At 61.7% G+C, this 20,607-nt stretch carries 24 protein-coding genes and 1 pseudogene; 17 read left to right on the top strand and 8 right to left on the bottom strand.

Annotation, left to right across the window (positions count from 1 at the left end; all coding sequences use genetic code 11):
* The 12 genes from tsaB (at window position 1) to trmB (ending at window position 11,364) form a co-directional block, all read left to right on the top strand.
* Complete coding sequence (gene tsaB, locus OU993_RS05290; protein ID WP_268155195.1) at window positions 1-660, top strand: tRNA (adenosine(37)-N6)-threonylcarbamoyltransferase complex dimerization subunit type 1 TsaB; 660 nt, start codon at window positions 1-3, stop codon at window positions 658-660.
* 10 nt (window positions 661-670) lie between these two features.
* On the top strand, window positions 671-1,165 hold the full coding sequence (locus OU993_RS05285; protein ID WP_268155193.1) for a GNAT family N-acetyltransferase: 495 nt from the start codon (window positions 671-673) through the stop codon (window positions 1,163-1,165).
* 40 nt (window positions 1,166-1,205) lie between these two features.
* A complete protein-coding gene (locus OU993_RS05280) occupies window positions 1,206-1,634 on the top strand; it encodes a Fur family transcriptional regulator (RefSeq protein WP_268155192.1) in 429 nt (142 codons plus the stop codon).
* Window positions 1,631-2,425: a lysophospholipid acyltransferase family protein gene (locus tag OU993_RS05275; protein WP_268155191.1), complete on the top strand. Its 795-nt coding sequence runs from the start codon at window positions 1,631-1,633 to the stop codon at window positions 2,423-2,425. Before OU993_RS05280 ends, OU993_RS05275 begins: the two co-directional genes overlap by 4 nt.
* A gap of 44 nt (window positions 2,426-2,469) precedes the next feature.
* Entirely contained in the window at window positions 2,470-3,897 is a 1,428-nt protein-coding gene (miaB, locus tag OU993_RS05270; protein ID WP_268155190.1) for a tRNA (N6-isopentenyl adenosine(37)-C2)-methylthiotransferase MiaB, read from the top strand.
* A gap of 33 nt (window positions 3,898-3,930) precedes the next feature.
* Window positions 3,931-4,989: a PhoH family protein gene (locus OU993_RS05265; protein WP_268155189.1), complete on the top strand. Its 1,059-nt coding sequence runs from the start codon at window positions 3,931-3,933 to the stop codon at window positions 4,987-4,989.
* Between the two features lie 12 nt (window positions 4,990-5,001).
* Window positions 5,002-5,511 (top strand): rRNA maturation RNase YbeY, encoded by a 510-nt coding sequence (ybeY, locus tag OU993_RS05260; RefSeq protein WP_268155188.1) that lies wholly within the window; start codon window positions 5,002-5,004, stop codon window positions 5,509-5,511.
* Between the two features lie 9 nt (window positions 5,512-5,520).
* Window positions 5,521-6,687 carry a transporter associated domain-containing protein gene (locus OU993_RS05255; RefSeq protein WP_268155187.1) on the top strand — a complete coding sequence of 389 codons (1,167 nt, stop codon included), beginning with the start codon at window positions 5,521-5,523 and terminating at the stop codon, window positions 6,685-6,687.
* A 222-nt stretch (window positions 6,688-6,909) separates the two neighbouring features.
* Window positions 6,910-8,508 (top strand): apolipoprotein N-acyltransferase, encoded by a 1,599-nt coding sequence (gene lnt, locus OU993_RS05250; RefSeq protein WP_268155186.1) that lies wholly within the window; start codon window positions 6,910-6,912, stop codon window positions 8,506-8,508.
* Window positions 8,509-8,656: 148 nt separating this feature from the next.
* On the top strand, window positions 8,657-9,076 hold the full coding sequence (locus tag OU993_RS05245) for a helix-turn-helix domain-containing protein (RefSeq protein ID WP_268155185.1): 420 nt from the start codon (window positions 8,657-8,659) through the stop codon (window positions 9,074-9,076).
* Window positions 9,077-9,412: 336 nt separating this feature from the next.
* Window positions 9,413-10,654, top strand: a complete 1,242-nt coding sequence (metK, locus tag OU993_RS05240; protein WP_268155184.1) for a methionine adenosyltransferase — start codon at window positions 9,413-9,415, stop codon at window positions 10,652-10,654.
* Window positions 10,655-10,656: 2 nt separating this feature from the next.
* Entirely contained in the window at window positions 10,657-11,364 is a 708-nt protein-coding gene (gene trmB, locus OU993_RS05235; RefSeq protein WP_268155183.1) for a tRNA (guanosine(46)-N7)-methyltransferase TrmB, read from the top strand.
* A gap of 39 nt (window positions 11,365-11,403) precedes the next feature.
* On the opposite strand, the gene OU993_RS05230 is transcribed toward trmB, so the two are convergent.
* The 4 genes from OU993_RS05230 to OU993_RS05215 all read right to left on the bottom strand — a co-directional run bounded on the left by OU993_RS05230 (window position 11,404) and on the right by OU993_RS05215 (window position 14,417).
* Complete coding sequence (locus OU993_RS05230; protein ID WP_165215861.1) at window positions 11,404-11,661, bottom strand: DUF1150 family protein; 258 nt, start codon at window positions 11,659-11,661, stop codon at window positions 11,404-11,406.
* 43 nt (window positions 11,662-11,704) lie between these two features.
* Entirely contained in the window at window positions 11,705-12,133 is a 429-nt protein-coding gene (locus tag OU993_RS05225) for an Hsp20 family protein (RefSeq protein ID WP_268155182.1), read from the bottom strand.
* Between the two features lie 153 nt (window positions 12,134-12,286).
* Complete coding sequence (locus OU993_RS05220) at window positions 12,287-13,186, bottom strand: ribokinase (RefSeq protein WP_268155181.1); 900 nt, start codon at window positions 13,184-13,186, stop codon at window positions 12,287-12,289.
* A gap of 52 nt (window positions 13,187-13,238) precedes the next feature.
* Window positions 13,239-14,417 carry a DNA recombination protein RmuC gene (locus tag OU993_RS05215; RefSeq protein WP_268155179.1) on the bottom strand — a complete coding sequence of 393 codons (1,179 nt, stop codon included), beginning with the start codon at window positions 14,415-14,417 and terminating at the stop codon, window positions 13,239-13,241.
* A 124-nt stretch (window positions 14,418-14,541) separates the two neighbouring features.
* Here OU993_RS05215 and def point away from each other — a divergent pair, with 124 nt between their 5' ends.
* The 5 genes and pseudogenes from def to truA all read left to right on the top strand — a co-directional run bounded on the left by def (window position 14,542) and on the right by truA (window position 17,339).
* Complete coding sequence (def, locus tag OU993_RS05210; RefSeq protein ID WP_268155177.1) at window positions 14,542-15,057, top strand: peptide deformylase; 516 nt, start codon at window positions 14,542-14,544, stop codon at window positions 15,055-15,057.
* Window positions 15,058-15,117: 60 nt separating this feature from the next.
* Complete coding sequence (locus tag OU993_RS05205; RefSeq protein WP_268155175.1) at window positions 15,118-15,390, top strand: FitA-like ribbon-helix-helix domain-containing protein; 273 nt, start codon at window positions 15,118-15,120, stop codon at window positions 15,388-15,390.
* 38 nt (window positions 15,391-15,428) lie between these two features.
* Window positions 15,429-15,548 (top strand): annotated as a pseudogene (locus OU993_RS05200) (type II toxin-antitoxin system VapC family toxin); the annotation flags it as partial.
* A 22-nt stretch (window positions 15,549-15,570) separates the two neighbouring features.
* Window positions 15,571-16,530, top strand: coding sequence for a methionyl-tRNA formyltransferase (fmt, locus tag OU993_RS05195; protein ID WP_268155174.1), 960 nt, complete (start codon window positions 15,571-15,573; stop codon window positions 16,528-16,530).
* On the top strand, window positions 16,530-17,339 hold the full coding sequence (truA, locus tag OU993_RS05190; RefSeq protein WP_268155173.1) for a tRNA pseudouridine(38-40) synthase TruA: 810 nt from the start codon (window positions 16,530-16,532) through the stop codon (window positions 17,337-17,339). Before fmt ends, truA begins: the two co-directional genes overlap by 1 nt.
* Here the strand turns inward: truA and OU993_RS05185 are convergent.
* From OU993_RS05185 to dapD, 4 genes are read right to left on the bottom strand one after another with little or no spacing between them, the layout of a single operon-like run.
* Complete coding sequence (locus OU993_RS05185; protein WP_268155172.1) at window positions 17,286-17,882, bottom strand: hypothetical protein; 597 nt, start codon at window positions 17,880-17,882, stop codon at window positions 17,286-17,288. The two genes, truA and OU993_RS05185, sit on opposite strands and share 54 nt — an antisense overlap.
* 29 nt (window positions 17,883-17,911) lie before the next feature.
* Window positions 17,912-18,529, bottom strand: coding sequence for a hypothetical protein (locus tag OU993_RS05180; RefSeq protein WP_268155171.1), 618 nt, complete (start codon window positions 18,527-18,529; stop codon window positions 17,912-17,914).
* The gene (gene dapE, locus OU993_RS05175; protein ID WP_268155169.1) at window positions 18,516-19,709 is read right to left on the bottom strand and encodes a succinyl-diaminopimelate desuccinylase; all 1,194 of its coding nucleotides are present in this window, start codon (window positions 19,707-19,709) and stop codon (window positions 18,516-18,518) included. Before dapE ends, OU993_RS05180 begins: the two co-directional genes overlap by 14 nt.
* 14 nt (window positions 19,710-19,723) lie before the next feature.
* Window positions 19,724-20,593, bottom strand: a complete 870-nt coding sequence (gene dapD / locus OU993_RS05170) for a 2,3,4,5-tetrahydropyridine-2,6-dicarboxylate N-succinyltransferase (RefSeq protein WP_268155168.1) — start codon at window positions 20,591-20,593, stop codon at window positions 19,724-19,726.
* Between the last annotated feature and the right edge of the window lie 14 nt (window positions 20,594-20,607).

Genomic DNA, 20,607 nt, shown 5'->3' with positions numbered 1-20,607 from the left:
ATGAAACTTCTCGCCATCGATACGGCCGGGGTGGATTGTTCCGCCGCGGTCCTTGACGCATCAACCGACGTGGTGCTGGCCAGCACCACGGACCGGATCGGCAAGGGCCATGCCGAACGACTGATGGCGATGATCGAGGACGTGCTTTCGTCCGCCGGCCTGGTTCTGTCGGATCTCGATCGTGTGGCCGTAACCGTTGGTCCCGGCTCGTTCACCGGCATTCGTGTCGGTGTGGCGGCGGCGCGTGGTCTTGCACTGGCGCTGAAGGTTCCCTCGGTCGGGGTGTCGACGCTGGAAGTATCGGCAAAATCGGCTTTGCGGGATCATCCTGGACAGGCCGTGATCGCAGCGATGGATGCGAAGCGGGACGAAATCTATGCCCAGGCTTTCGGGGCCGACGGATCTCAGCTGACGCCGCCTGCGATCGTGTCGCTGGAAGACCTGCGGCAGCTTGCCGAGAGGCACGCTGCCCGTGTCACGGGAACCGCCGCAGCTCTGCTTGCCGGCGGTCTTCCGGCCGGCGAACCGGACCGCTTCGACATCGCCACCGTGGCGAGAATCGGTGCACAAGCGAATCCTGATGTAGCGCGCCCGAAACCGCTTTACCTGCGCGGACCGGATGCTAAACCGCAAGACGGTTTTGCTCTTGCTCGTGCCTGACGATTCGGAAATGTTCGAAGACTATCTGACCTGGAAGCCCTTTTTCGACATCGTGCCGATGCAGGAGACGGATTGTTCGGCTGCTTCCGAGCTGCACGGCCAGCGTTTCTCTCGCCAGTGGAGCGCAGACGAAGTGTCGAGCCTTTTGCTGCAATCCGGGGTCTTCGGTTTTTCCGCTCTGCAGACCAACGCCTTTTTCAGCCGGCCGCTCGGTGGTTTCGTTCTTTCGCGCGAGGCAGCCGGCGAGGCGGAAATCCTGACGATCGCGGTATCGGAGAAACTCGCGCGTTCGGGGCTCGGCTGGCGCCTGATGCAGGCGGCGCTGCGCGAGGCACTGGATCGCGGCGCCGAATCGATGTTCCTTGAGGTGGATGAGATGAATGCGTCGGCCGTCGGCCTCTACCGTCGCCTTGGCTTCCAGCAGGTGGCCCGGCGACCGGCCTATTATGCGGCTGCCGATGGAACGAAAACCGCCGCGCTTGTCATGCGCCGCGATCTTCGTTAGTCGGTTCTCTTTATAGACTGCAATGCAAGGCCGGGACGATATGACAGACCTTTCCAAATCCCTGGAGGAGCTGTGCGCCGCGCGAGGCATGCGAATGACCGAGCAGCGCCGCGTCATCGCCCGGATTCTGCAGGATTCGGATGACCATCCGGATGTCGAGGAACTCTATCGCCGCTCGACCAAAATCGATTCGCGCATCTCCATTTCCACCGTCTACCGGACGGTCAAACTGTTCGAAGATGCCGGCATCATCGAGAAGCATGATTTCCGCGATGGCCGCTCCCGTTATGAGACGGTTCCGGAAGAACACCACGATCACATGATCGACGTGAAGACAGGCGAGGTTATCGAGTTTCATTCCGCCGAGATCGAGGCGCTGCAGGAGCGGATTGCCCGCGAGCACGGTTTCCGCCTCGTCGGCCACCGGCTGGAACTTTACGGGATTCCGCTGGACAAGGACGACACGTGATCACCTGGTTCAGGATCGGCCTCATCCTTGCCATCCTGACGGTGGTGACGCTTGTGCTTCTGCCATTCCAACTGCTGGCACTGCGCTTCGACTGGCCGCTGCGGCGCCGCCTGCCGCGCTGGTGGCACCGTACCGCCTGTTATCTTCTCGGCATTCGCATCCGCACGCATGGCAAACTCGAAAGCCGAAGGCCGCTGATGCTGGCGGCCAATCATGCCTCCTGGAAGGATATTCTCGTGCTCGGCGCGATTGCCGACGTCGCCTTTATCGCGAAAGCAGAGGTGGCCGGATGGCCGATCTTCGGCCTGCTCGCCAAATGGCAGAAATCCGTCTTCGTGGTGCGCGAACAGAAACGCAAGGCCGGCGAGCAGGTGAACGAGGTGGCCGAACGGCTGGCGGCGCGCGAAATCATCGTTCTCTTCCCGGAAGGCACGACGTCTGACGGCAACCGGCTGCTTGATGTCAAAACCTCGCTGTTCGGAGCCGCAGCCGCTGCGGTTCCCGCCTCGCCGGAAGGCGTCGTTTATGTGCAGCCGGTGTCCATTGCCTATACCGGCATCTACGGCATGCCGATGGGGCGTTACCACAGGCCGATCGCCGCCTGGCCGGGCGACGTGGAACTGGTGCCGCATCTGATGGGCATCCTGAAGGCGGAAGCGCTCGAAGTGGACGTCGATTTCGGCGAGGCGGTGGAGTTTCGTGCCGAGACCAACCGCAAGGTGGCGGGCGCCACCGTGATCCAGAGGCTGCGCACCCAGCTGCAACAGCGCCTCTACCCGCGCGCCGGCTGAAAGAACCCTTCTATTTCCGGGCATCTTGCAGTAAAGAAGCCGCCATGACCGACCAGACCGCCATTCTCCCGGCGCCCGCAGAGGCGGCCGCACCCGTGATCGATCCGCGCGCCGAGACGCGCCCGAACGCGCGAAAAGTGTTCATCAAGACCTATGGGTGTCAGATGAACGTCTATGATTCCGTGCGCATGGGCGATGCGCTGGCAAGCGAAGGTTATGTCACGACGGAGACGATGGAGGAGGCGGACCTCGTGCTCCTCAACACCTGTCATATCCGCGAGAAGGCGGCGGAGAAGGTGTATTCCGCGCTTGGCCGCCTGCGTGAGATGAAAAAGGAGCGCAATGCCAACGGCCGCGAGATGATGATCGGCGTGGCGGGTTGCGTCGCCCAGGCGGAAGGCGAGGAAATCCTCCGCCGTGCGCCGGCGGTCGATGTGGTCATCGGCCCGCAGACCTATCACCGCCTGCCGCAGGCCTTGAAGCGTGCGCGTCAGGGCGAGCGGGTCATCGAGACGGACTATGCCGTCGAGGACAAGTTCGAGCACCTGCCGAAGACGGAAAAGGCGGTCATCCGGTCGCGCGGCGTCACCTCCTTCCTCACGGTCCAGGAAGGCTGCGACAAGTTCTGCACCTTCTGCGTGGTTCCTTATACACGCGGCTCGGAAGTCTCGCGGCCCCTGTCGCAGATCCTCGACGAGGCGCAGCGTCTCGTTGATGGCGGCGTGCGCGAGATCACGCTGCTCGGCCAGAACGTCAATGCCTGGCACGGCGAGGGGCCGAAGGGCGAGGCCTGGGGGCTCGGTGACCTTCTCTATCGCCTTGCCGACATTCCAGGCCTGGCACGACTGCGTTATACGACGAGCCATCCGCGCGACATGGACGACCGCCTGATCGAGGCGCATCGTGACCTCAGGATGCTGATGCCCTATCTGCACCTGCCGGTACAGGCCGGCTCAGACCGGGTGCTGAAGGCGATGAACCGCCGGCATACGGCGGAGGATTACATCCGCCTGATCGATCGTATCCGTTCCGGCCGCCCGGACATCGCGCTGTCCGGCGATTTTATCGTCGGTTTCCCCGGGGAGACGGACGCGGAATTCGAGGATACGCTCAAGCTGGTGGAAACCGTCCGTTACGCGCAGGCCTATTCGTTCAAATATTCGACGCGCCCCGGAACTCCGGGGGCAGAGCTTGGTTCTCAGGTCGACGAAGAGGTGAAGGCCGAACGGCTGGAAAGGCTGCAGGCCCTGCTTTTGAAACAGCAGCACGAGTTTGCGGAAGACTGCGTGGGCAAGGTGATCGACATCCTGCTGGAAAAGCCCGGCCGTAATGCCGGCCAGCTGATTGGACGCTCTCCGTGGCTCCAGTCTGTGAATGTTGATGCAAAATCATCGCAAATCGGTGACATTATCTCTGTACGAATCATAGGCACGGGACCGAACAGCTTGTTTGCCGAGCGAATCGAGCGTTAAATGGCCCGACCAACCTGATGGGAGTCTGCCTACTTGAACGGACGTGAATTGGTTTCTTCATCCTCGCGCCACCCCAGATCCCCCGCGATTGACGCCAATCATTTCGTCTTGACGTTTGAGAACAATAGGCTGGCGAGCGAACTCTTCGGACAATTCGACCAGCATCTGAAGCTCCTGGAAGAGCGGCTGCACATCGATGCCCGCGCCCGCGGCAATTCGGTCAGCATCACCGGCGAGCTTCTGGCAACCAACCAGGCGCGCCGTGCGCTGGATTTTCTCTACGAGCGCCTGCAGAAGGGTGGCTCGGTCGAAACCTCCGATGTGGAAGGCGCGATCCGGATGGCCGTTGCGGCAGATGACCAGTTGACGCTTCCGACGCTTGAGCGAAAGGCCAAGCTTTCCATGGCGCAGATTTCCACCCGCAAGAAGACGGTCCAGGCTCGCACGCCGACGCAGGACGCCTATATGCGGGCGCTGGAGCGCTCTGAACTGGTCTTCGGTGTCGGCCCGGCCGGGACCGGCAAGACCTATCTCGCCGTTGCGCATGCCGCCCAGCTTCTGGAGCGCGGTGCCGTCGACAAGATCATCCTGTCCCGTCCGGCCGTCGAAGCCGGCGAACGCCTGGGCTTCCTGCCCGGCGACATGAAGGAAAAGGTCGATCCGTATCTCAGGCCGCTGTATGACGCGCTCTACGACATGATCGCCGGCGACAAGGTGGAACGGGCAATCACCGCTGGCGTCATCGAGATCGCCCCGCTCGCCTTCATGCGCGGCCGCACGCTGGCCAATGCCGCCGTCATTCTCGACGAGGCGCAGAACACCACATCCATGCAGATGAAGATGTTTCTGACGCGTCTTGGCGAAAACTCCCGCATGATCATCACCGGCGACCCGAGCCAGGTGGATTTGCCGCGCGGCGTCAAGTCCGGCCTGGTCGAGGCGCTGCAGGTCCTGAAGGGCGTGGAAGAGATTTCGGTCGTGCGCTTCAAGGACAGCGATGTCGTGCGCCATCCGCTGGTCGGCCGTATCGTCAAGGCCTATGACGCCCAATATGCCGTTCATGAGGAAAGTGAGGACGCAGGCCACGATTGAGCCTGGAACCCCATGCCAAACCTGGATTTACAGATCAGCGTCGAAGACGACCGCTGGCCGGATGAAGAGCAGTTGACCACGCTGTGTGCGCGTGTTCTGGGCGCTGCCGCCCAAGTGCTCGCAGCCGATGAAAAACAACCTTTTCCCAAGCAACCTTGCGAAGTTTCGCTGGTTTTCACCGATGACGCGGCGATCCGCGAGATCAATGCCGAGTGGCGTGGCAAGGACAAGGCCACCAATGTCCTGTCCTTCCCGGCCTTTCCGGTCACCCCGGGTAAGATGCCGGGCCCGATGCTTGGTGATATTGTGATTGCGCGCGAGACCCTCGAGCGTGAGGCCGAGGACCTCGAAAAGCCCTTCGAAGACCATCTGACCCATCTGATGGTCCACGGTTTCCTGCACCTTTTCGGTTACGACCATATCGAAAAGGACGAGGCCGAAAAAATGGAAGCGCTCGAGACTCGTATTTTGGCAGGCCTTGGCCTATCTGATCCCTATGCGGGACAAGACCCGATAGTGTAAACTGGAACCATGAACGACATTTCGACAAGCGCCGTCCAGGACGGCAACGGTTCGGAACAGCCATCCTCGGAAGAGGCTGGCAGTTCGCCGAAACGCGAGACCGCCAACCGATCGCAGAATTCCTTCTGGGCCCGGGCCATCAGGCTGCTCAGGCCGTCGCAGGGCGAAAGACTTCGCGAGGATCTGGCCGACGCTCTTTTGACAGACACCGCCGTCAGCAGCGCGTTTTCGCCGGACGAGCGGGCGATGCTCCACAATATCCTCCGTTTCCGCGAGGTGCGCGTCGAGGACATCATGGTGCCGCGCGCCGATATCGAAGCGGTCGAGATGGGCATGACGCTCGGCGAACTGCTCATCTATTTCGAAGAAACCGGCCGGTCGCGCATGCCCGTCTATTTCGAGACGCTGGATGACCCGCGCGGTTTCGTTCATATCCGCGACCTTTTGAGCTATCTGGCCAAGCAGGCGCGCAACAAACGCCGCGCCACGTCGGCCAAGGCCGTGCAGGTCGCCGCAGCTCCGGATGCCGTCCTCAAGGAAAAGCCGGTGCGCACCCCGCGTCCTGCCTTCGATCTCGGACGGGTGGATCTCAGCAAGACGGTGGCCGATGCCGGCCTGATCCGCAAGATCCTCTTTGTGCCGCCTTCCATGCTTGCCTCCGACCTTCTGAAGAGCATGCAGGCTGCCCGCACCCAGATGGCGCTGGTGATCGACGAATATGGCGGGACCGACGGCCTTGTCAGCCACGAGGACATCGTCGAAATGGTGATCGGTGATGTCGAGGACGAACACGACGATGACGAGGTCATGTTCTCCCGCACCAGCGACGACGTGTTCATCGCGGATGCGCGTGTCGAACTGGAGGATATTGCCGAAGCGCTCGGTCCAGACTTCGACGTGCGTGATCAGCTTGAGGATGTCGATACACTCGGCGGCCTGATCTTCTCGGCGCTCGGCCGCATTCCGGTCCGCGGCGAACTGGTGCAGGCGGTTCCCGGTTTCGAATTCCAGATTCTCGAAGCCGATCCGCGCCGCATCAAGCGGGTGAGGATTGTGCGCAAGCGCCAGCTTGCCGCGCGTCGACGCGCGCCGAAGGGGGAAGGAGACCCCCTGGCCGCCGAGGATCACGTACCGGCGGGCCTTGCGCCTGCGGACGGCGAGGGCGATCGCACCTGACAGGGTGCGGTTCTTCCTGGCAACCGAAGAGCAGGGCGACACGCCACCTTGCGGTAGTATGGCTAGTTCCTGCATCGGCGAACCGATGACATGCTGCCGAAGCAACATCCTGCGTTCTTGGCGAGATAGCCGGTTGGCCTCTTCCCCCTGTCTGAGCTAACAAGACGGTGTCGGTTCTGCCGGCTGCGTGATTCTTGGTTCGGGTACGGGGGACGACCGCCAATGGAACGACTGGCAAACCGGGTCATGCTTCTGTGGGGCGTCCGCCGGGCAGCTTTGGCGATCCTGGCGGGCGCTTTTGGCGCCCTGGCACTGCCGCCCTTCTCCTTTGTGGCTGCGCTGTTTGTCTCCTTCACGCTGCTGGTCTGGCTGATGGATGGATCGGCGACGGAACCCGGAGCCGGTTTTCTCGCCCGGTCCCGGTCGACCTTCGGTCTCGGTTGGCTGTTCGGTTTCGGCTATTTTGTTGCGGGCCTCTGGTGGCTGGGCAATGCGCTGTTGGTGGAAGCGGATGATTTCGCCTGGGCATTGCCGCTTGCGATTTTCGGCCTGCCGGCCTTCCTCGCTTTGCATTACGGCCTCGCCACATGGATTGCCGGGCTTGTCTGGTCCGATGGATTTGGCCGCCTTGCGGCGCTGGCCCTGGGCTTTGGCCTTGCGGAATGGCTGCGCAGCTTTCTTCTGACCGGGTTTCCGTGGAACGCCATCGGTTACGGCGTCATGCCGATCCCGCTGATGATGCAATCCGACCGGGTCATCGGCCTGTTCGGGATCAGTGCGCTCGCGGTCTTCGTGGCGGCCGCACCGGCGCTTCTCGGAACCCGTCGCGGCCTGTTCGGCGGGATGACGATCGCGGTTCTCCTGGCCTTGGCCCATCTGGGTTATGGTGCCTACAGCCTGTCAAATGCCCCGCCCCTGGGCCAGTCCGATGAGCAGGCTGTGACCTTCCGGATCGTGCAGCCGGTCATCGACCAGGCGCGCAAGATGGACATCAATGATCGGGTCGCGGTCTTCGAGGAGCACCTGGCATTGTCGGCCCTGCCGCCGAAACCCGGAGCACGCCGGCCCGACATCATCATCTGGCCGGAAACATCCGTTCCATTCATCCTGACCCAGTACCGCGATGCGCTGGTCAGGATCGCCGACGTGTTGCAGGACGGGCAGATCCTGATCGCGGGCGTGGTGCGGATCGAGGACGCCGTGCCCGGACAGCCACCGCGCTATTACAATTCGATCTATGCCATCGACAGCCAGGGGCAGATCCTGTCGGCGGCCGACAAGGTGCACCTGACTCCCTTCGGCGAATATCTGCCCTACGAGACGTTCTGGAACGCGCTCGGCATCAGTAATATCGTCGACATGCCGGGCGGTTTCTCGGCCGGCACCGACCATTCGCTGCTGACCCTGCCGAGTGGGCAGATCTTCTATCCGCTGATCTGCTACGAGGCGATTTTTCCGGACGAGATCACGTCTGCCGTAACGCGGGCATCAGCACTTCTGAACATCACCAACGACGCCTGGTTTGGAGATACGCCAGGTCCCTACCAGCACTTTCAGCAGGCTAGACTACGTGCTGTCGAAACGGGCATGTCGCTGATTCGTGGTGCAAACAGCGGCATCTCGGCCCAGGTCGACCCCTATGGCCGGGTGGTGAAACAAATCACGTTCAATCGAAAAGACGTGATTGATTCCACTGTGGGTCGTTCCTCCGTCTCCAAATGGAACAACTACAGCCGTCAGAATAACTTCTGGTTGATAATTCTGTCTCTGGCATTGATTGCAGTGATTTCGCGTCTGGGTTTAAAATTCAGGTTCAATTGACCAGAAACCCCCAAAATTGCATAGTGATCGTGACGCTCGCGTGCGCGTATGCTGTCTGTTGCTGTGTGGGCAGCGGCAACATCTAAGATGGCATGAAGTTGCATGTGAAGCGTGTATGGGGACCAAAGAGCAACTTAGGACGCGTCTAATGATTGAGAACAAGAAGAAGCCAAACCCGATAGACATTCATGTCGGGAGCCGAATCCGGCTTCGCCGCACAATGCTCGGCATGAGCCAGGAAAAGCTTGGCGAGAGCCTCGGCATTACATTCCAGCAGATCCAGAAATATGAGAAGGGGACCAACCGCGTTGGTGCCAGCCGTCTCCAGAACATCTCCAGCATTCTGAACGTGCCGGTGTCCTTCTTCTTCGAAGACGCGCCGGGCGAACAGGCGAGCAATCCGGCTGGAATGGCGGAAGCGTCCAGTTCGAACTACGTTGTGGACTTCTTGTCGTCGTCCGAAGGGCTGCAGCTCAACCGGGCCTTCGTCAAGATCACGGATCCAAAGGTTCGCCGCAAACTGGTAGACCTCGTGAAGGCATTGGCAGCCGAAGCGGACGTTGAATAGAGTTTCTCTTCAGATACTGCCCGCAATCGGTTCTAGAGGTTGCCTCGACTGTCAGCACGGAACAGTCGGGTCGCTTCAGCAGAAGCCTCAACGGTAACTGCTCGTGCGTCTCCTGGGACGCTTCGCCCATCACCTTCCTCCCATGGTGGGATGAACACAGTCCCGAAAAGCGGTCCTCTGGGCCGCTTTTTTCGTTTCGGGCACCATTTTTGCGGTCTGCGCGCTGTCGTAACCAATCGTTGTCGTATAAAGATATATTTATGTCATTGTGTCCTTGTCACGAAGGGCCAAACTGACTACCACATTCAGCGGTTTGTTCTTGAGGGGAATCCCAGCATGCGCGCCAATTACCTGTTCACCAGCGAGTCCGTTGCCGAAGGCCATCCGGACAAGGTCTGCGATCGTATTTCCGATGAGATCGTCGATCTCGTCTACCGTGAAGCCACCAAGACCGGCGTCGACCCCTGGAAGGTGCGCATCGCCTGCGAAACACTGGCCACGACCAATCGCGTCGTGATCGCCGGCGAAGTCCGTCTTCCGCCCAGCCTGATGAAGACGGACAAGAATGGCAACGAAGTCATCAATCCGGCCAAGTTCAAGGCCGCGGCCCGCCGCGCGATCAAGGATATCGGCTACGAGCAGGATGGCTTCCACTGGAAAAATGCTAGGATTGACGTTCTCCTGCATTCGCAGTCCGCCGATATTGCCCAGGGCGTCGACAACGCTGCCGACCAGCAGGGCAATGAAGGGGCAGGCGACCAGGGCATCATGTTCGGTTACGCCTGCAACGAGACGCCGGACCTGATGCCGGCGCCGATCTACTATTCGCATCGCATTCTTCAGCTTCTGGCCGCCGCCCGCAAGAAGGGCGAAGGTGATGTCGGCAAGCTCGGGCCCGATGCCAAGAGCCAGGTCACCGTTCGTTACGTCGACGGAAAGCCCTTCGAGGCGGTCTCGATCGTTCTCTCCACCCAGCATCTCGACGAAAGCTGGGATTCGGCCAAGGTTCGCCAGGTTGTTGAACCCTATATCCGCGAAGCCCTGGGTGATCTGAAGATCGCCGATGACTGCGCCTGGTACATCAACCCGACCGGCAAGTTCGTGATCGGCGGTCCGGATGGCGATGCCGGCCTCACCGGCCGCAAGATCATCGTGGACACCTATGGCGGCGCAGCTCCGCATGGCGGCGGCGCCTTCTCCGGCAAGGACACGACGAAGGTCGACCGTTCGGCGGCTTACGCGGCCCGTTACCTTGCCAAGAACGTCGTTGCCGCCGGTCTTGCCGACAAGTGCACGATCCAGATCTCCTACGCCATCGGTATTGCCCAGCCGCTGTCGATCTATGTCGACCTGCACGGCACCGGCAAGAACGTCACCGAGGACCAGATCGAGGCTGCGATCCGCAAGGTGATCGATCTTTCCCCAACCGGCATTCGAAAGCATCTTGACCTGAACAAGCCGATCTATGCAAAGACGGCATCCTACGGCCATTTCGGCCGCAAGGCTGGCCGCGACGGTTCCTTCTCCTGGGAGAAGCTCGATCTCGTCAAGCCGCTGAAGGAAGCACTGAAAGGCTGATCATGTCGTCTGAGGATACCGAGCGCCGGTCGCGGTCCACCGAGGCCTTTTTTGGCCGGCGCAAGGGTAAGCCATTGCGGGAGCGTCAGGTCGATCTGATGTCGGCGCTCCTGCCCGAACTCAAGCTTGACCTTGGCGCAGCACCGCCACAGGATCTGAAGACCCTGTTTCCGGTTCCGGTCGAGACGCTGAGGCTGGAAATCGGTTTCGGCGGGGGCGAGCACCTTGTCCACCGGGCCGTCGAAAACCCGGCGACGGGTTTCATCGGCGTGGAACCCTTTGTCAATTCCATGGCAAAGCTGCTGGCCAAGGTCGAAGAGCTCGAGCTCCGCAATATCCGGGTGCATGATGACGATGCGACGCAGTTGCTCGACTGGCTGCCGGATGCGTCGATCGACCGGATCGATCTGCTTTATCCGGATCCGTGGCCGAAGAAGAAACACTGGAAGCGACGCTTCGTCTCACAGGTCAACCTGTCGCGTTTCCACCGTGTGCTGAAACCGGGCGGCCTGTTCTGTTTTGCCTCCGATATCGACACTTATGTCAACTGGACGCTGCAACATTGCCGCGACCACAAAGGCTTTGCCTGGACGGCTAAAGAGCCTTCCGATTGGTTGACGCCATTCCCGACCTGGCCAGGAACGCGTTACGAGGCAAAAGCGCGCCGTGAAGGCCGTTCGTCTGCCTATCTGACGTTCGTGAAAGTTTGACGTGAAGGTTTGTGCATGAGGCGCAGGCGCGCCGGACCGTCAGTGAAGGCTGACGGTCTTCAGGTCGTCTTCGGCAGCCTTGAAGAAGGTGCTGGAGCGGTTGTCCGTCAGAAGGATCGGCGTGCCATCGGCGCCGAACAGGGCCCAGAGATCAAGGGCGGGATCGATATCCGGCGCCTCAGGGAAGCAGCGCGAAACCTCTTCCGACCGCATCTTGCGAATATAACCGACTTCACCAGAACCCAGATGGGCAAGTTCCGACTGGGTGAGACGCGACGTCGCGTTCTTGAGGAGCATGAAAGCCTCCGACTTCTCTACATCCGGCATTGCTGCCACGAGATCAGTCTGAGACGGAAATGTTAATTTTTCGCACCATGCGCTCCGGTTCCGGGCGAATGAGATCGACCGACAGAAGGCCATTGCGCAGTCTTGCGCCGGAAACCTGCATTCCGTCAGCCAGAACGAACACGCGCTGGAATTGGCGGGCAGCGATGCCGCGATAGAGGAAATCCCGTTCCTCGGTCTCCACCTGACGGCCGCGAATGATCAGCTGATTTTCCTCGAGGCTGACATCCAGCTCCTCCTCGGAGAAACCGGCGACCGCAAGAGTGATTCGCAACCGTTCGGGTTCGCCCGAAACCTCGGCCCGCATCCGCTCGATGTTATAAGGGGGGTAACCATCATTGGCCTTGGCGAGACGCTCCAGCGTCTTTTCCATGCTGTCGAAGCCCAGAAGGAGTGGGCTGGTAAACGGTGTCATCCGGCTCATCTCTCAGTCCTTGAATACAAGCGACCGCTCGCGCATCCAGATATGGCCTGCGCCTGCGCGCCCTATATGGGGGGACCGGGGAGGCTTCGCAAGCGCCTGTTTCGCAAGCGCCTGTGAAGAGAGATCCCCGGGGCAGGCCGGCCTGTTTTGGAGTCAGATCTTCGCATCCACCTCCGCGGCCAGCGGAATGGCCGGCTGCGCGCCAGGCTTGAGGCAGGCAAGCGAGCCAGCAACGGCGGCGCGCCGCAGGGAGGCGGCAAAGGGCAGGCCCTGGTCGAGGCTGGCGGCCAGATATCCGCAGAACGTGTCGCCGGCACCCACTGTGTCCACGGGCTCGATCTTCAGGCCTGCGCTTGTCAGAAGCGTACCGTCGTGGAGAGCCACGACACCATCCGCGCCAAGCGTCACCACAAGTGTCTGACCTGTCTCGGCATGCAGGTTCCGCATGGCCTCGATCCGCGCTTCGGCGGACAGATCCTTGCGGCCGATCAGCAGTTCGAACTCGGTTTCGTTGGAGACGAGGATCGAGGCGAAGGGGGCGAGGCGAATGGCATCATCGGTCAAGGGGGCCGTGTTGAACAGCGTCCGGATGCCACGCGCCTTTGCCGCGTTGAACGCCTGTGCGACAGCGTCGGCAGGCACTTCCATCTGCAGCAGCAGAATGTCATCGGCAGCCATCGCGGCAACCGCTGCATCGGCATCCTGTGCCGTCACCGTGCCATTGGCGCCCGGCACCACGGCGATCATGTTCTCGCCGTCGCCACCCACCAGGATGAGGGCCGTGCCAGTCGGTTCATCCACCGACTTTACGCCGGAAAGGTCGGCACCTGCCTCCCTGAGGAGCGCCAGCGCCGGTTCTGCAAAGCCGTCCTTGCCGACGGCGGAAACCATCCGCACGGCAGAACCTGCGCGCTGTGCTGCCAGCGCCTGGTTGGCGCCCTTGCCGCCGGCGGCGGTGGCAAAACCGGTGCCGGCAACCGTCTCGCCCGGCTGCGGGAGGCGAACTGTCGTGGCGATGAGATCCATGTTGACGGAGCCGAAGACGGTGATCATGAGCGAGAAACCTGATTGAAGTCGAATGTGGCGCGGACACTGCCCGAGAGCATCAATCCTCGTCAACCACCCTGAGCTTGAGAAGGCCCGTGCGGCTTTCGACACTGCGTTCCGGAACCGGAGGCTCCGCTTGTATCTGCTCAAGCTCCAGAGCGCCGATGCGGGCGCCGCGGCGCGACAGTTTGTCGGAGGAGGTGAGGATCTGCTCGATATCCTTCTGCGCCATCAGGAAATGGCCCTGTAGTTTGCGGGTGCGTTCATCGAGCCGGGCAAGATCGTCCATCAAAAGCGCCACCTCGCCCTGGATCAGATGGGCCTGCTCGCGCATGCGCTGGTCCTTCAGCAGTGCCTGCAGCACCTGGATCGACAGCATCAGCAGCGAGGGGGAGACGATGACGATCCGCAGGCGCTGCGCTTTCTGGATCACGCCCTCGAAATGCTCGTGGATCTCGGCAAACACCGATTCGGAGGGGACGAACAGGAAGGCAGTATCCTGCGTTTCGCCTGCAATCAGGTATTTCTCGGCGATGTCCTTGATATGGGTCTCGAGGTCGCGGCGGAACTGCTGGCTGGCCAGCTTGCGCTGGTCCGGATTGGCCGCGTCGCGAAAGGCATGCCAGGCTTCGAGCGGAAACTTCGCATCGATCACCAAAGGCGGTGCGCCGTTCGGCATGGTGATGGTGCAGTCGGGTCGCAAGCCGTTCGAGAGGGTGGCCTGAAAACTGTAGGCACCCTGCGGCAGACCATCGGCCACGATCGCCTCCATGCGTCCCTGGCCGAAGGCGCCGCGGGTCTGCTTGTTGGAAAGAATGGCCTGCAGTCCGACGACATCCTTGGCGAGCGTCTGGATGTTGTTCTGCGCTGCATCGATGACCGCTAGCCGTTCCTGCAGCTTGCGCAGATTGTCATGCGTGGATTTGGTTTGTTCGGCAATGGTGGAACCCAGCCTGTGCGTCATGCCGTCGAGCCGCTGGTTGACGGCGCGGTTGAGCTCCGCCTGCCGGCTGCTGAGCGCCTCGGTCATGGCAGAGACGCGCCCCTGCATTTCCGCCTGCGCCCTCAAAAGCGCATCGAGACGGTTCTCCATCTCCTCGCGGCGCAGCGCGGCGGATCTGCGCAGGACAAGGCTGACCAGCGCGATGATGGCGATGGCTGCCAGCAGCACAAGCCCATTCTGTCCTTCTGTGAGGAGGGCCAGGGCATCGGTGAGGGAGGGAGAGGATGGCTGCATGGCAAAACCCTAGCCGAGAAGCATCGATGCGAAAAGATCAAAACAGGAACAAAATGCCAAATTCCGTCAATTCCGGCCTCTCGGCCAGTTTCATCCGCAAAAAAGATGGGTTATGGGGAAACTCATGACGATCAAGCCGCTTATCATTCTCCCCGATCCCCTGCTGCGCCAGGTGTCCAAGCCGATCGAGCAGGTCGATGCCGACGTGCTGAAGCTTGCCGATGACATGCTGGAAACCATGTATGATGCGCCCGGCATCGGGCTCGCTGGCATCCAGATCGGCGTGCCGCGCCGTATCCTGGTCGTGGATGTCTCGCGCGAGGGCGAGGAAAAGCAGCCGCTGGTGGTGATCAATCCGCAGATCCTTGCCTCTTCCGATGAACGTTCGGTCTACGAAGAGGGCTGCCTGTCGATCCCGGAATATTACGCCGAGGTGGAGCGCCCGGCTGCCGTGACGATGGAGTATGTCGGTCGCGACGGCAAGCAGCACCGGATGGAGGCCGACGGCCTTCTCGCCACCTGCCTTCAGCACGAGATCGACCACCTGAACGGCGTGCTGTTCATCGATCATATCTCGCGGCTGAAGCGCGACATGGTGATCAAGAAGTTCACCAAGGCCGCCAAAGCCAAGGCCATCTGACGGCTTGAAGCGGCATCCATGCGCTCCTATGATATCGGATGATATCCAGGAGGACTGCCCATGGGTGACCTTTTGATCCGCAACATTCCCGATGCCATCCGTCAGAGTCTGGACGAACGCGCCGAGCGCTCGGGCCGCAGTGTTTCCAATGAAGTGACGGAGATTTTGGTGCGGGAGCTTCAGCGGTCTGATACCGCATCGACGGAAACGGCCGGGCATCGCCTCCGATCAATCCTTACGAACGACGTGACCTGGTCGGAAGAGGAACTCGCAGCAATGGACGCGCTGCGGCACGCGAAAGATCGCCCGTCGCCGCTCATATCTACGGAATGATTTCCGCGCGCCGTCATTTCGCTGGTCACGAGATCGAGACCAAAGATGCCATGATCGCCGCCATCTGCCTTGGCCAAGGCGCGACGCTGGCCATCCGCAATACAAAAGACTTCGAAGGGCTTGATCTTCGGCTTGTAAACCCGTTTGAAGGCGCCTGATCGAAACGAGGACACCGCACGCATGGCTCTGCGCATCATCTTCATGGGCACTCCCGATTTTTCCGTGCCGACGCTTCGCGCGCTGAAGGAGGCGGGCCATGAGATCGTCGCGGTCTATACCCAGCCGCCGCGTCCGGGCGGGCGGCGTGGCCTCGATTTGCAGAAGTCGCCGGTGCATCAGGCCGCGGAACTGCTCGGCATCCCGGTGCTGACGCCGCTGAATTTCAAGGACCCGGAGGAGCGTGCCCGTTTCCGCGCCCATGCGGCGGATGTGGCGGTGGTGGTGGCCTATGGCCTCCTGCTGCCGGTCGAGGTGCTCGAAGGAACGCGGCTTGGCTGTTACAACGGCCATGCCTCGCTTCTGCCGCGCTGGCGGGGTGCGGCTCCCATCCAGCGGGCGATCATGGCCGGCGACGACAAGACCGGCATGATGGTGATGAAGATGGAAAAGGGGCTGGATACCGGTCCCGTGGCCCTGACGGCAGAACTCGCGATCGGCCCCGAGATGACGGCGGGCGAGTTGCATGATGCGCTGATGCAGGTCGGTGCCCGGGCCATGGTCGAGGCCATGGCAAAGCTGGAGGCGGGCGATCTGCCGCTGACGCCCCAGCCGGAGGAGGGGGTGCTCTACGCCGCCAAGATCGACAAGGGCGAAACACGTATTGACTTTTCGCGTCCGGCCCAGGCCGTCCACAATCACATTCGTGGCCTGTCGCCCTTTCCGGGTGCCTGGTTCGAAGCGGAGATCAACGGCAAACCGGAACGCATCAAGGTTCTGGCAAGCACGCTTGGGCAAGGGCAGGGGGAGCCCGGCGAGGTTCTGGAGGAGCCTGTTGTGGCAGCTCTTTCCGGTCGATTGCTGGTGGCCTGCGGGAGCAGCAGCGTTGCTTTAACACGGATGCAAAGAGCAGGCGGAAAGACGCTGGATGCCCCGGAGTTTTTGCGGGGAACGGTCATTGCCAAGGGCACGAGGCTCGCCTGATGCCGCGCTTCAAGATGACCGTCGAATATGACGGCACGCCTTATGTCGGCTGGCAGCGGCAGGAGAATGGTCATTCCGTCCAGTCGGCCATCGAAAACGCCATCCTGTCCCTGACGACCGAAACCGTGTCCATTCGCGCGGCAGGCCGCACGGATTCCGGCGTGCATGCGCGCGGTCAGGTCGTTCATGCCGATCTGACACGAGCCTGGGTGCCCTACAAGCTGCGCAACGCGCTGAACGCGCATCTCGCAATGGCGGGAGAGAGCGTGTCGATCCTCTCTGTCGAGGCCGTCGGCGACGGGTTCGATGCGCGTTTTTCGGCGCTGCGGCGTCATTATCTCTACCGCATCATCTCGCGTTTTTCGCCGCTCGCCATCGAGGCAAAACGGGCCTGGTGGGTCTCAAAGCCGCTCGACCACGAGGCCATGCATGCGGCCGCCCAGACGCTGATCGGCCATCATGACTTCACCACCTTCCGCTCTGCACATTGCCAGGCAAACAGCCCCATGCGCACGCTCGACCGGCTGGATGTGACGCGAGAGGGCGACCTGATCGAGATCCGTGCCTCGGCGCAGAGTTTTCTCCACAACCAGATCCGTTCCTTTGCCGGCACGCTGAAGCTCGCGGGCGAAGGCAAGATGACGCCCGCGGATGTGCGCGCGGCGCTCGACGCAAAGGATCGCGCTGCCTGCGGCCCCGTGGCGCCGCCGGAGGGCCTCTATTTCATGCAGGTCGATTATCCGGAAGATGCCGGATCAGCCGGGATAGACGCCGAGAAACTGCTCCAGCACGTCGGAGAGGATGAGTGACGGGACGATCAGAACCATCGTCATGGTCGCGATCATCAGTTTCTGATCGCCGAGGAACATTCTGAGAATGCGGCTGAGGGCGACGACCAGCCCGATGATCGCCGCAAGCCAGACAAGCGCGATCAGACCGGTAAGACCTGGCACGAGGATCAAAAGCAGGCTCAGAACGCTGTAGACATAGGCAAACGGCACCGACAGCCAGTTCGTGGTGAGCACGACGGCCGGATAATGTTTGCCGATGCCGAGCAGCCCCGCCAGCACACCGGCAAGTACGATCGGGATCAGCCAGTTTGCCGCCTCCAGCATCGCCATGCGCAGGAAAAACAGCCCACCCAGGCTCTGGCCGGGCGGCAGGCCGTCAATGAAGGCAAGCCGCCACCAGATCCAGGACAGGCCGATCGCCGGCAGGCACCAGACGATGGCCCAGAAGGAGCGCATCATGCCGCGGTCGCTGATGTCGAGATACTGGAACCCGGCGCGGTTGCCCTTCACCAGCAACCAGAGGCCAAAGAGGTAAAGCTTCACTTCAGAAAGGGCAGGCAAGCAGCAGGCCTCCGGGCGGGACAGCGATTTCAGCCATGGGCGACGGTCAGCCCCATGGCGTGTTCGAGAGTACGGATCATCCAAAGCGGCGGCACCACCGTCAGGAGCAGGAACGTCGTCCGCCTCCATTTGGGACCGCCGATCACGGTATGCAATATCCGCCAGGTGAGCACCAGCGCCCCGATGAAGACTGCGAGCAGCAGCAGTGTCGCAGCCATCCACTGCAGCGTCGAGCGATCGTCAAGCAGCATCAGAACCGGATAAAGGACAACGCCGACCGCATAGACAAAGGGCACGGAAGCCCAGTTCAGCATCACGATCAGGGGACGGATCAGCGGCCGAAGGCCGAGCACGAAGCCGGCCAGGGTCAGGAAGATGATGGTGAAACACCAGGTGCTCGCCTCGATCACCAGGACCTGGAAGATGAAGACCAGGTGCGGGCGACCGAGATCGGGCAGAATCTGCAGGAATTCGATCCGCCGCAGGATGGCGTAGACCAGGAAAGCCGGCAGGCAGAACAGCGCCGCCCGGAAGGAGCGGATCACGCCGTCATCGGAAATGTCGAAACTGGAGAGACCGCGCGCATCCCCCCTGGCGAGAAGCCTGAGACCCGCCAGAGGATGAAGAAGCTCGCTAGGCAGCTGCATGGGAGAACCAGCGCTCCAGGAAGGTCTCGTAGATCCGTGTCAGGATCTCGAGGTCGGAGAGCACCACCCGCTCGTCCACCATGTGCATGGTCTGGCCCACAAGGCCGAATTCCACGACGGGGCAATAATCCTTGATGAAACGTGCGTCCGATGTTCCACCGGTGGTGGACAGCGACGGCACACGGCCGGTCACGGCTTCCACCGCGCCGGAGAGCGATGAGATCAGCGCCTCGTTGCGGGTCAGGAACACATGGCTCGGGCGCTCCGACCATCTGATTTCGTAGCGGATCGGATCGCGGCCGGGCCTGAGGTCCGCATCGGCAGCCGCGGTGTCCAGCCGGCGCAGAAGTTCGGCCTGAAGGCTTTCGACGTTCCAGAGATCATTAAAACGGACGTTGAAATCAAGCCGCGTCTTGGCGGGAATGACATTCGTCGCCGTGTTGCCCGTATCGATATTGGTGACTTCGAGATTGGTCGGCGGGAAATTCTCGGTGCCGGCATCGAGCGGCGGAAACATCAGTGCCTGCGCCATGGCAGTGGCGGCCCGCAGCGGATTGTCGGCGAGATGCGGATAGGCCACATGGCCTTGCACGCCTTGGATAGTGACGAAACCGGAGATCGAGCCGCGCCGGCCGATCTTGATCATGTCACCCAGCTGCGCGGGATTGGTCGGTTCGCCCACCAGCGAGGCATCCCAGCGCTCGCCCTTGGCCGCAGCCCATTCGAGAAGCTTGACCGTGCCGTTGATCGCCGGGCCTTCCTCGTCGCCGGTGATGAGGAAGGAAATGGAGCCTTTCGGCGCCCCATGTTTTTCGACGTGGCGGGCCACCGCCGCGACGAAGCAGGCAATGCCACCCTTCATGTCGACGGCGCCGCGGCCGAACATCTCGCCATTCGCAATCTCGGCCGCGAACGGCGGATGGCTCCAGGCCGCCTCGTCGCCCACCGGCACCACGTCCGTGTGGCCGGCAAACATCAGATGCGGTCCCTCAGAACCCAGTCGTGCATAGAGGTTTTCGATGTCCGGCGTGCCGTTTTCCTGCGCCGTCACCCGCTCGACGGCAAATCCGAGCGGCGTGAGCATGGCCTGAAGAACCGAGAGCGCGCCGCCTTCTGCAGGCGTCACGGAGGGGCAGCGGATGAGGGCGCCGAGGTTCTCGACCGGATCGGTGGCGGACATGTAGGGGCCTCTGATCAGTCGCGCAGCAGCTCGTTGATGCCGGTCTTGGAGCGGGTCTTTTCATCGACGCGCTTGACGATGACGGCGCAATAGAGGTGCGGTGCCGGCAGGCCGTTGCCCATGGTGGCATTGCCCGACGGCATGGAGCCGGCCACCACGACGGAATAGGGCGGTACCTCGCCATACATGACTTCGCCGGTGGCGCGATCGACGATCTTGGTCGACTTGCCGATATAGACACCCATGCCGAGCACCGAACCTTCGCGGATGATGCAGCCTTCGACGACTTCCGAACGAGCGCCGATGAAGCAGTTGTCCTCGATGATCGTCGGGCCGGCCTGCAGCGGCTCCAGCACGCCGCCGATGCCGACGCCGCCGGAGAGGTGAACATTGGCGCCGATCTGGGCGCAGGAGCCGACGGTCGCCCAGGTGTCGACCATGGTGTTTTCGCCGACATAGGCGCCGAGGTTGACGAAGGACGGCATCAGCACGACGCCCTTGGAGACATAGGCCGAGCGGCGCACGACAGCGTTCGGAACAGCGCGGAAGCCTGCGGCGCGGAACTCACTCTCGCCCCAGCCTTCGAACTTGGAGGGTACCTTGTCCCACCAGGTGGACGCGCCCGGACCGCCCTTGACGACCTCCATGTCGTTGAGGCGGAAGGACAAGAGAACCGCCTTCTTCAGCCACTGGTGAACGGTCCACTGGCCGTCTGACCCACGCGATGCAACCCGCAGCGTACCGGCATCCAGAAGGTTCAGCGCTTCCTCGACGGCATCGCGGATCTCGCCCTTGGTGCCGATGTTGACGCTGTCGCGATTGTCGAACGCCTGTTCGATCGTCGCTTCGAGGGAGGAGAAATCCTTGCTCACGGGGCTGGTCATGGGAATTCCTTGGC

It is taken from the genome of Rhizobium sp. SL86, assembly GCF_026672545.1.
GTDB lineage: Bacteria > Pseudomonadota > Alphaproteobacteria > Rhizobiales > Rhizobiaceae > Neorhizobium.
The sequence above is the reverse complement of the archived record's forward strand: the minus strand, read 5'-3'. Positions and strand labels throughout refer to the sequence as shown.

Bases quoted from the DNA above. Each gene is read 5' to 3' on its own strand.
- tsaB (WP_268155195.1), top strand. From the start codon at position 1: ATGAAACTTCTCGCCATCGATACGGCCGGGGTGGATTGTTCCGCCGCG.
- OU993_RS05285 (WP_268155193.1), top strand. From the start codon at position 671: ATGTTCGAAGACTATCTGACCTGGAAGCCCTTTTTCGACATCGTGCCG.
- OU993_RS05280 (WP_268155192.1), top strand. From the start codon at position 1,206: ATGACAGACCTTTCCAAATCCCTGGAGGAGCTGTGCGCCGCGCGAGGC.
- miaB (WP_268155190.1), top strand. From the start codon at position 2,470: ATGACCGACCAGACCGCCATTCTCCCGGCGCCCGCAGAGGCGGCCGCA.
- ybeY (WP_268155188.1), top strand. From the start codon at position 5,002: ATGCCAAACCTGGATTTACAGATCAGCGTCGAAGACGACCGCTGGCCG.
- OU993_RS05255 (WP_268155187.1), top strand. From the start codon at position 5,521: ATGAACGACATTTCGACAAGCGCCGTCCAGGACGGCAACGGTTCGGAA.
- lnt (WP_268155186.1), top strand. From the start codon at position 6,910: ATGGAACGACTGGCAAACCGGGTCATGCTTCTGTGGGGCGTCCGCCGG.
- OU993_RS05245 (WP_268155185.1), top strand. From the start codon at position 8,657: ATGATTGAGAACAAGAAGAAGCCAAACCCGATAGACATTCATGTCGGG.
- metK (WP_268155184.1), top strand. From the start codon at position 9,413: ATGCGCGCCAATTACCTGTTCACCAGCGAGTCCGTTGCCGAAGGCCAT.
- trmB (WP_268155183.1), top strand. From the start codon at position 10,657: ATGTCGTCTGAGGATACCGAGCGCCGGTCGCGGTCCACCGAGGCCTTT.
- OU993_RS05230 (WP_165215861.1), bottom strand. From the start codon at position 11,661: ATGCTCCTCAAGAACGCGACGTCGCGTCTCACCCAGTCGGAACTTGCC.
- OU993_RS05225 (WP_268155182.1), bottom strand. From the start codon at position 12,133: ATGAGCCGGATGACACCGTTTACCAGCCCACTCCTTCTGGGCTTCGAC.
- OU993_RS05220 (WP_268155181.1), bottom strand. From the start codon at position 13,186: ATGATCACCGTCTTCGGCTCCGTCAACATGGATCTCATCGCCACGACA.
- OU993_RS05215 (WP_268155179.1), bottom strand. From the start codon at position 14,417: ATGCAGCCATCCTCTCCCTCCCTCACCGATGCCCTGGCCCTCCTCACA.
- def (WP_268155177.1), top strand. From the start codon at position 14,542: ATGACGATCAAGCCGCTTATCATTCTCCCCGATCCCCTGCTGCGCCAG.
- OU993_RS05205 (WP_268155175.1), top strand. From the start codon at position 15,118: ATGGGTGACCTTTTGATCCGCAACATTCCCGATGCCATCCGTCAGAGT.
- fmt (WP_268155174.1), top strand. From the start codon at position 15,571: ATGGCTCTGCGCATCATCTTCATGGGCACTCCCGATTTTTCCGTGCCG.
- truA (WP_268155173.1), top strand. From the start codon at position 16,530: ATGCCGCGCTTCAAGATGACCGTCGAATATGACGGCACGCCTTATGTC.
- OU993_RS05180 (WP_268155171.1), bottom strand. From the start codon at position 18,529: ATGCAGCTGCCTAGCGAGCTTCTTCATCCTCTGGCGGGTCTCAGGCTT.
- dapE (WP_268155169.1), bottom strand. From the start codon at position 19,709: ATGTCCGCCACCGATCCGGTCGAGAACCTCGGCGCCCTCATCCGCTGC.
- dapD (WP_268155168.1), bottom strand. From the start codon at position 20,593: ATGACCAGCCCCGTGAGCAAGGATTTCTCCTCCCTCGAAGCGACGATC.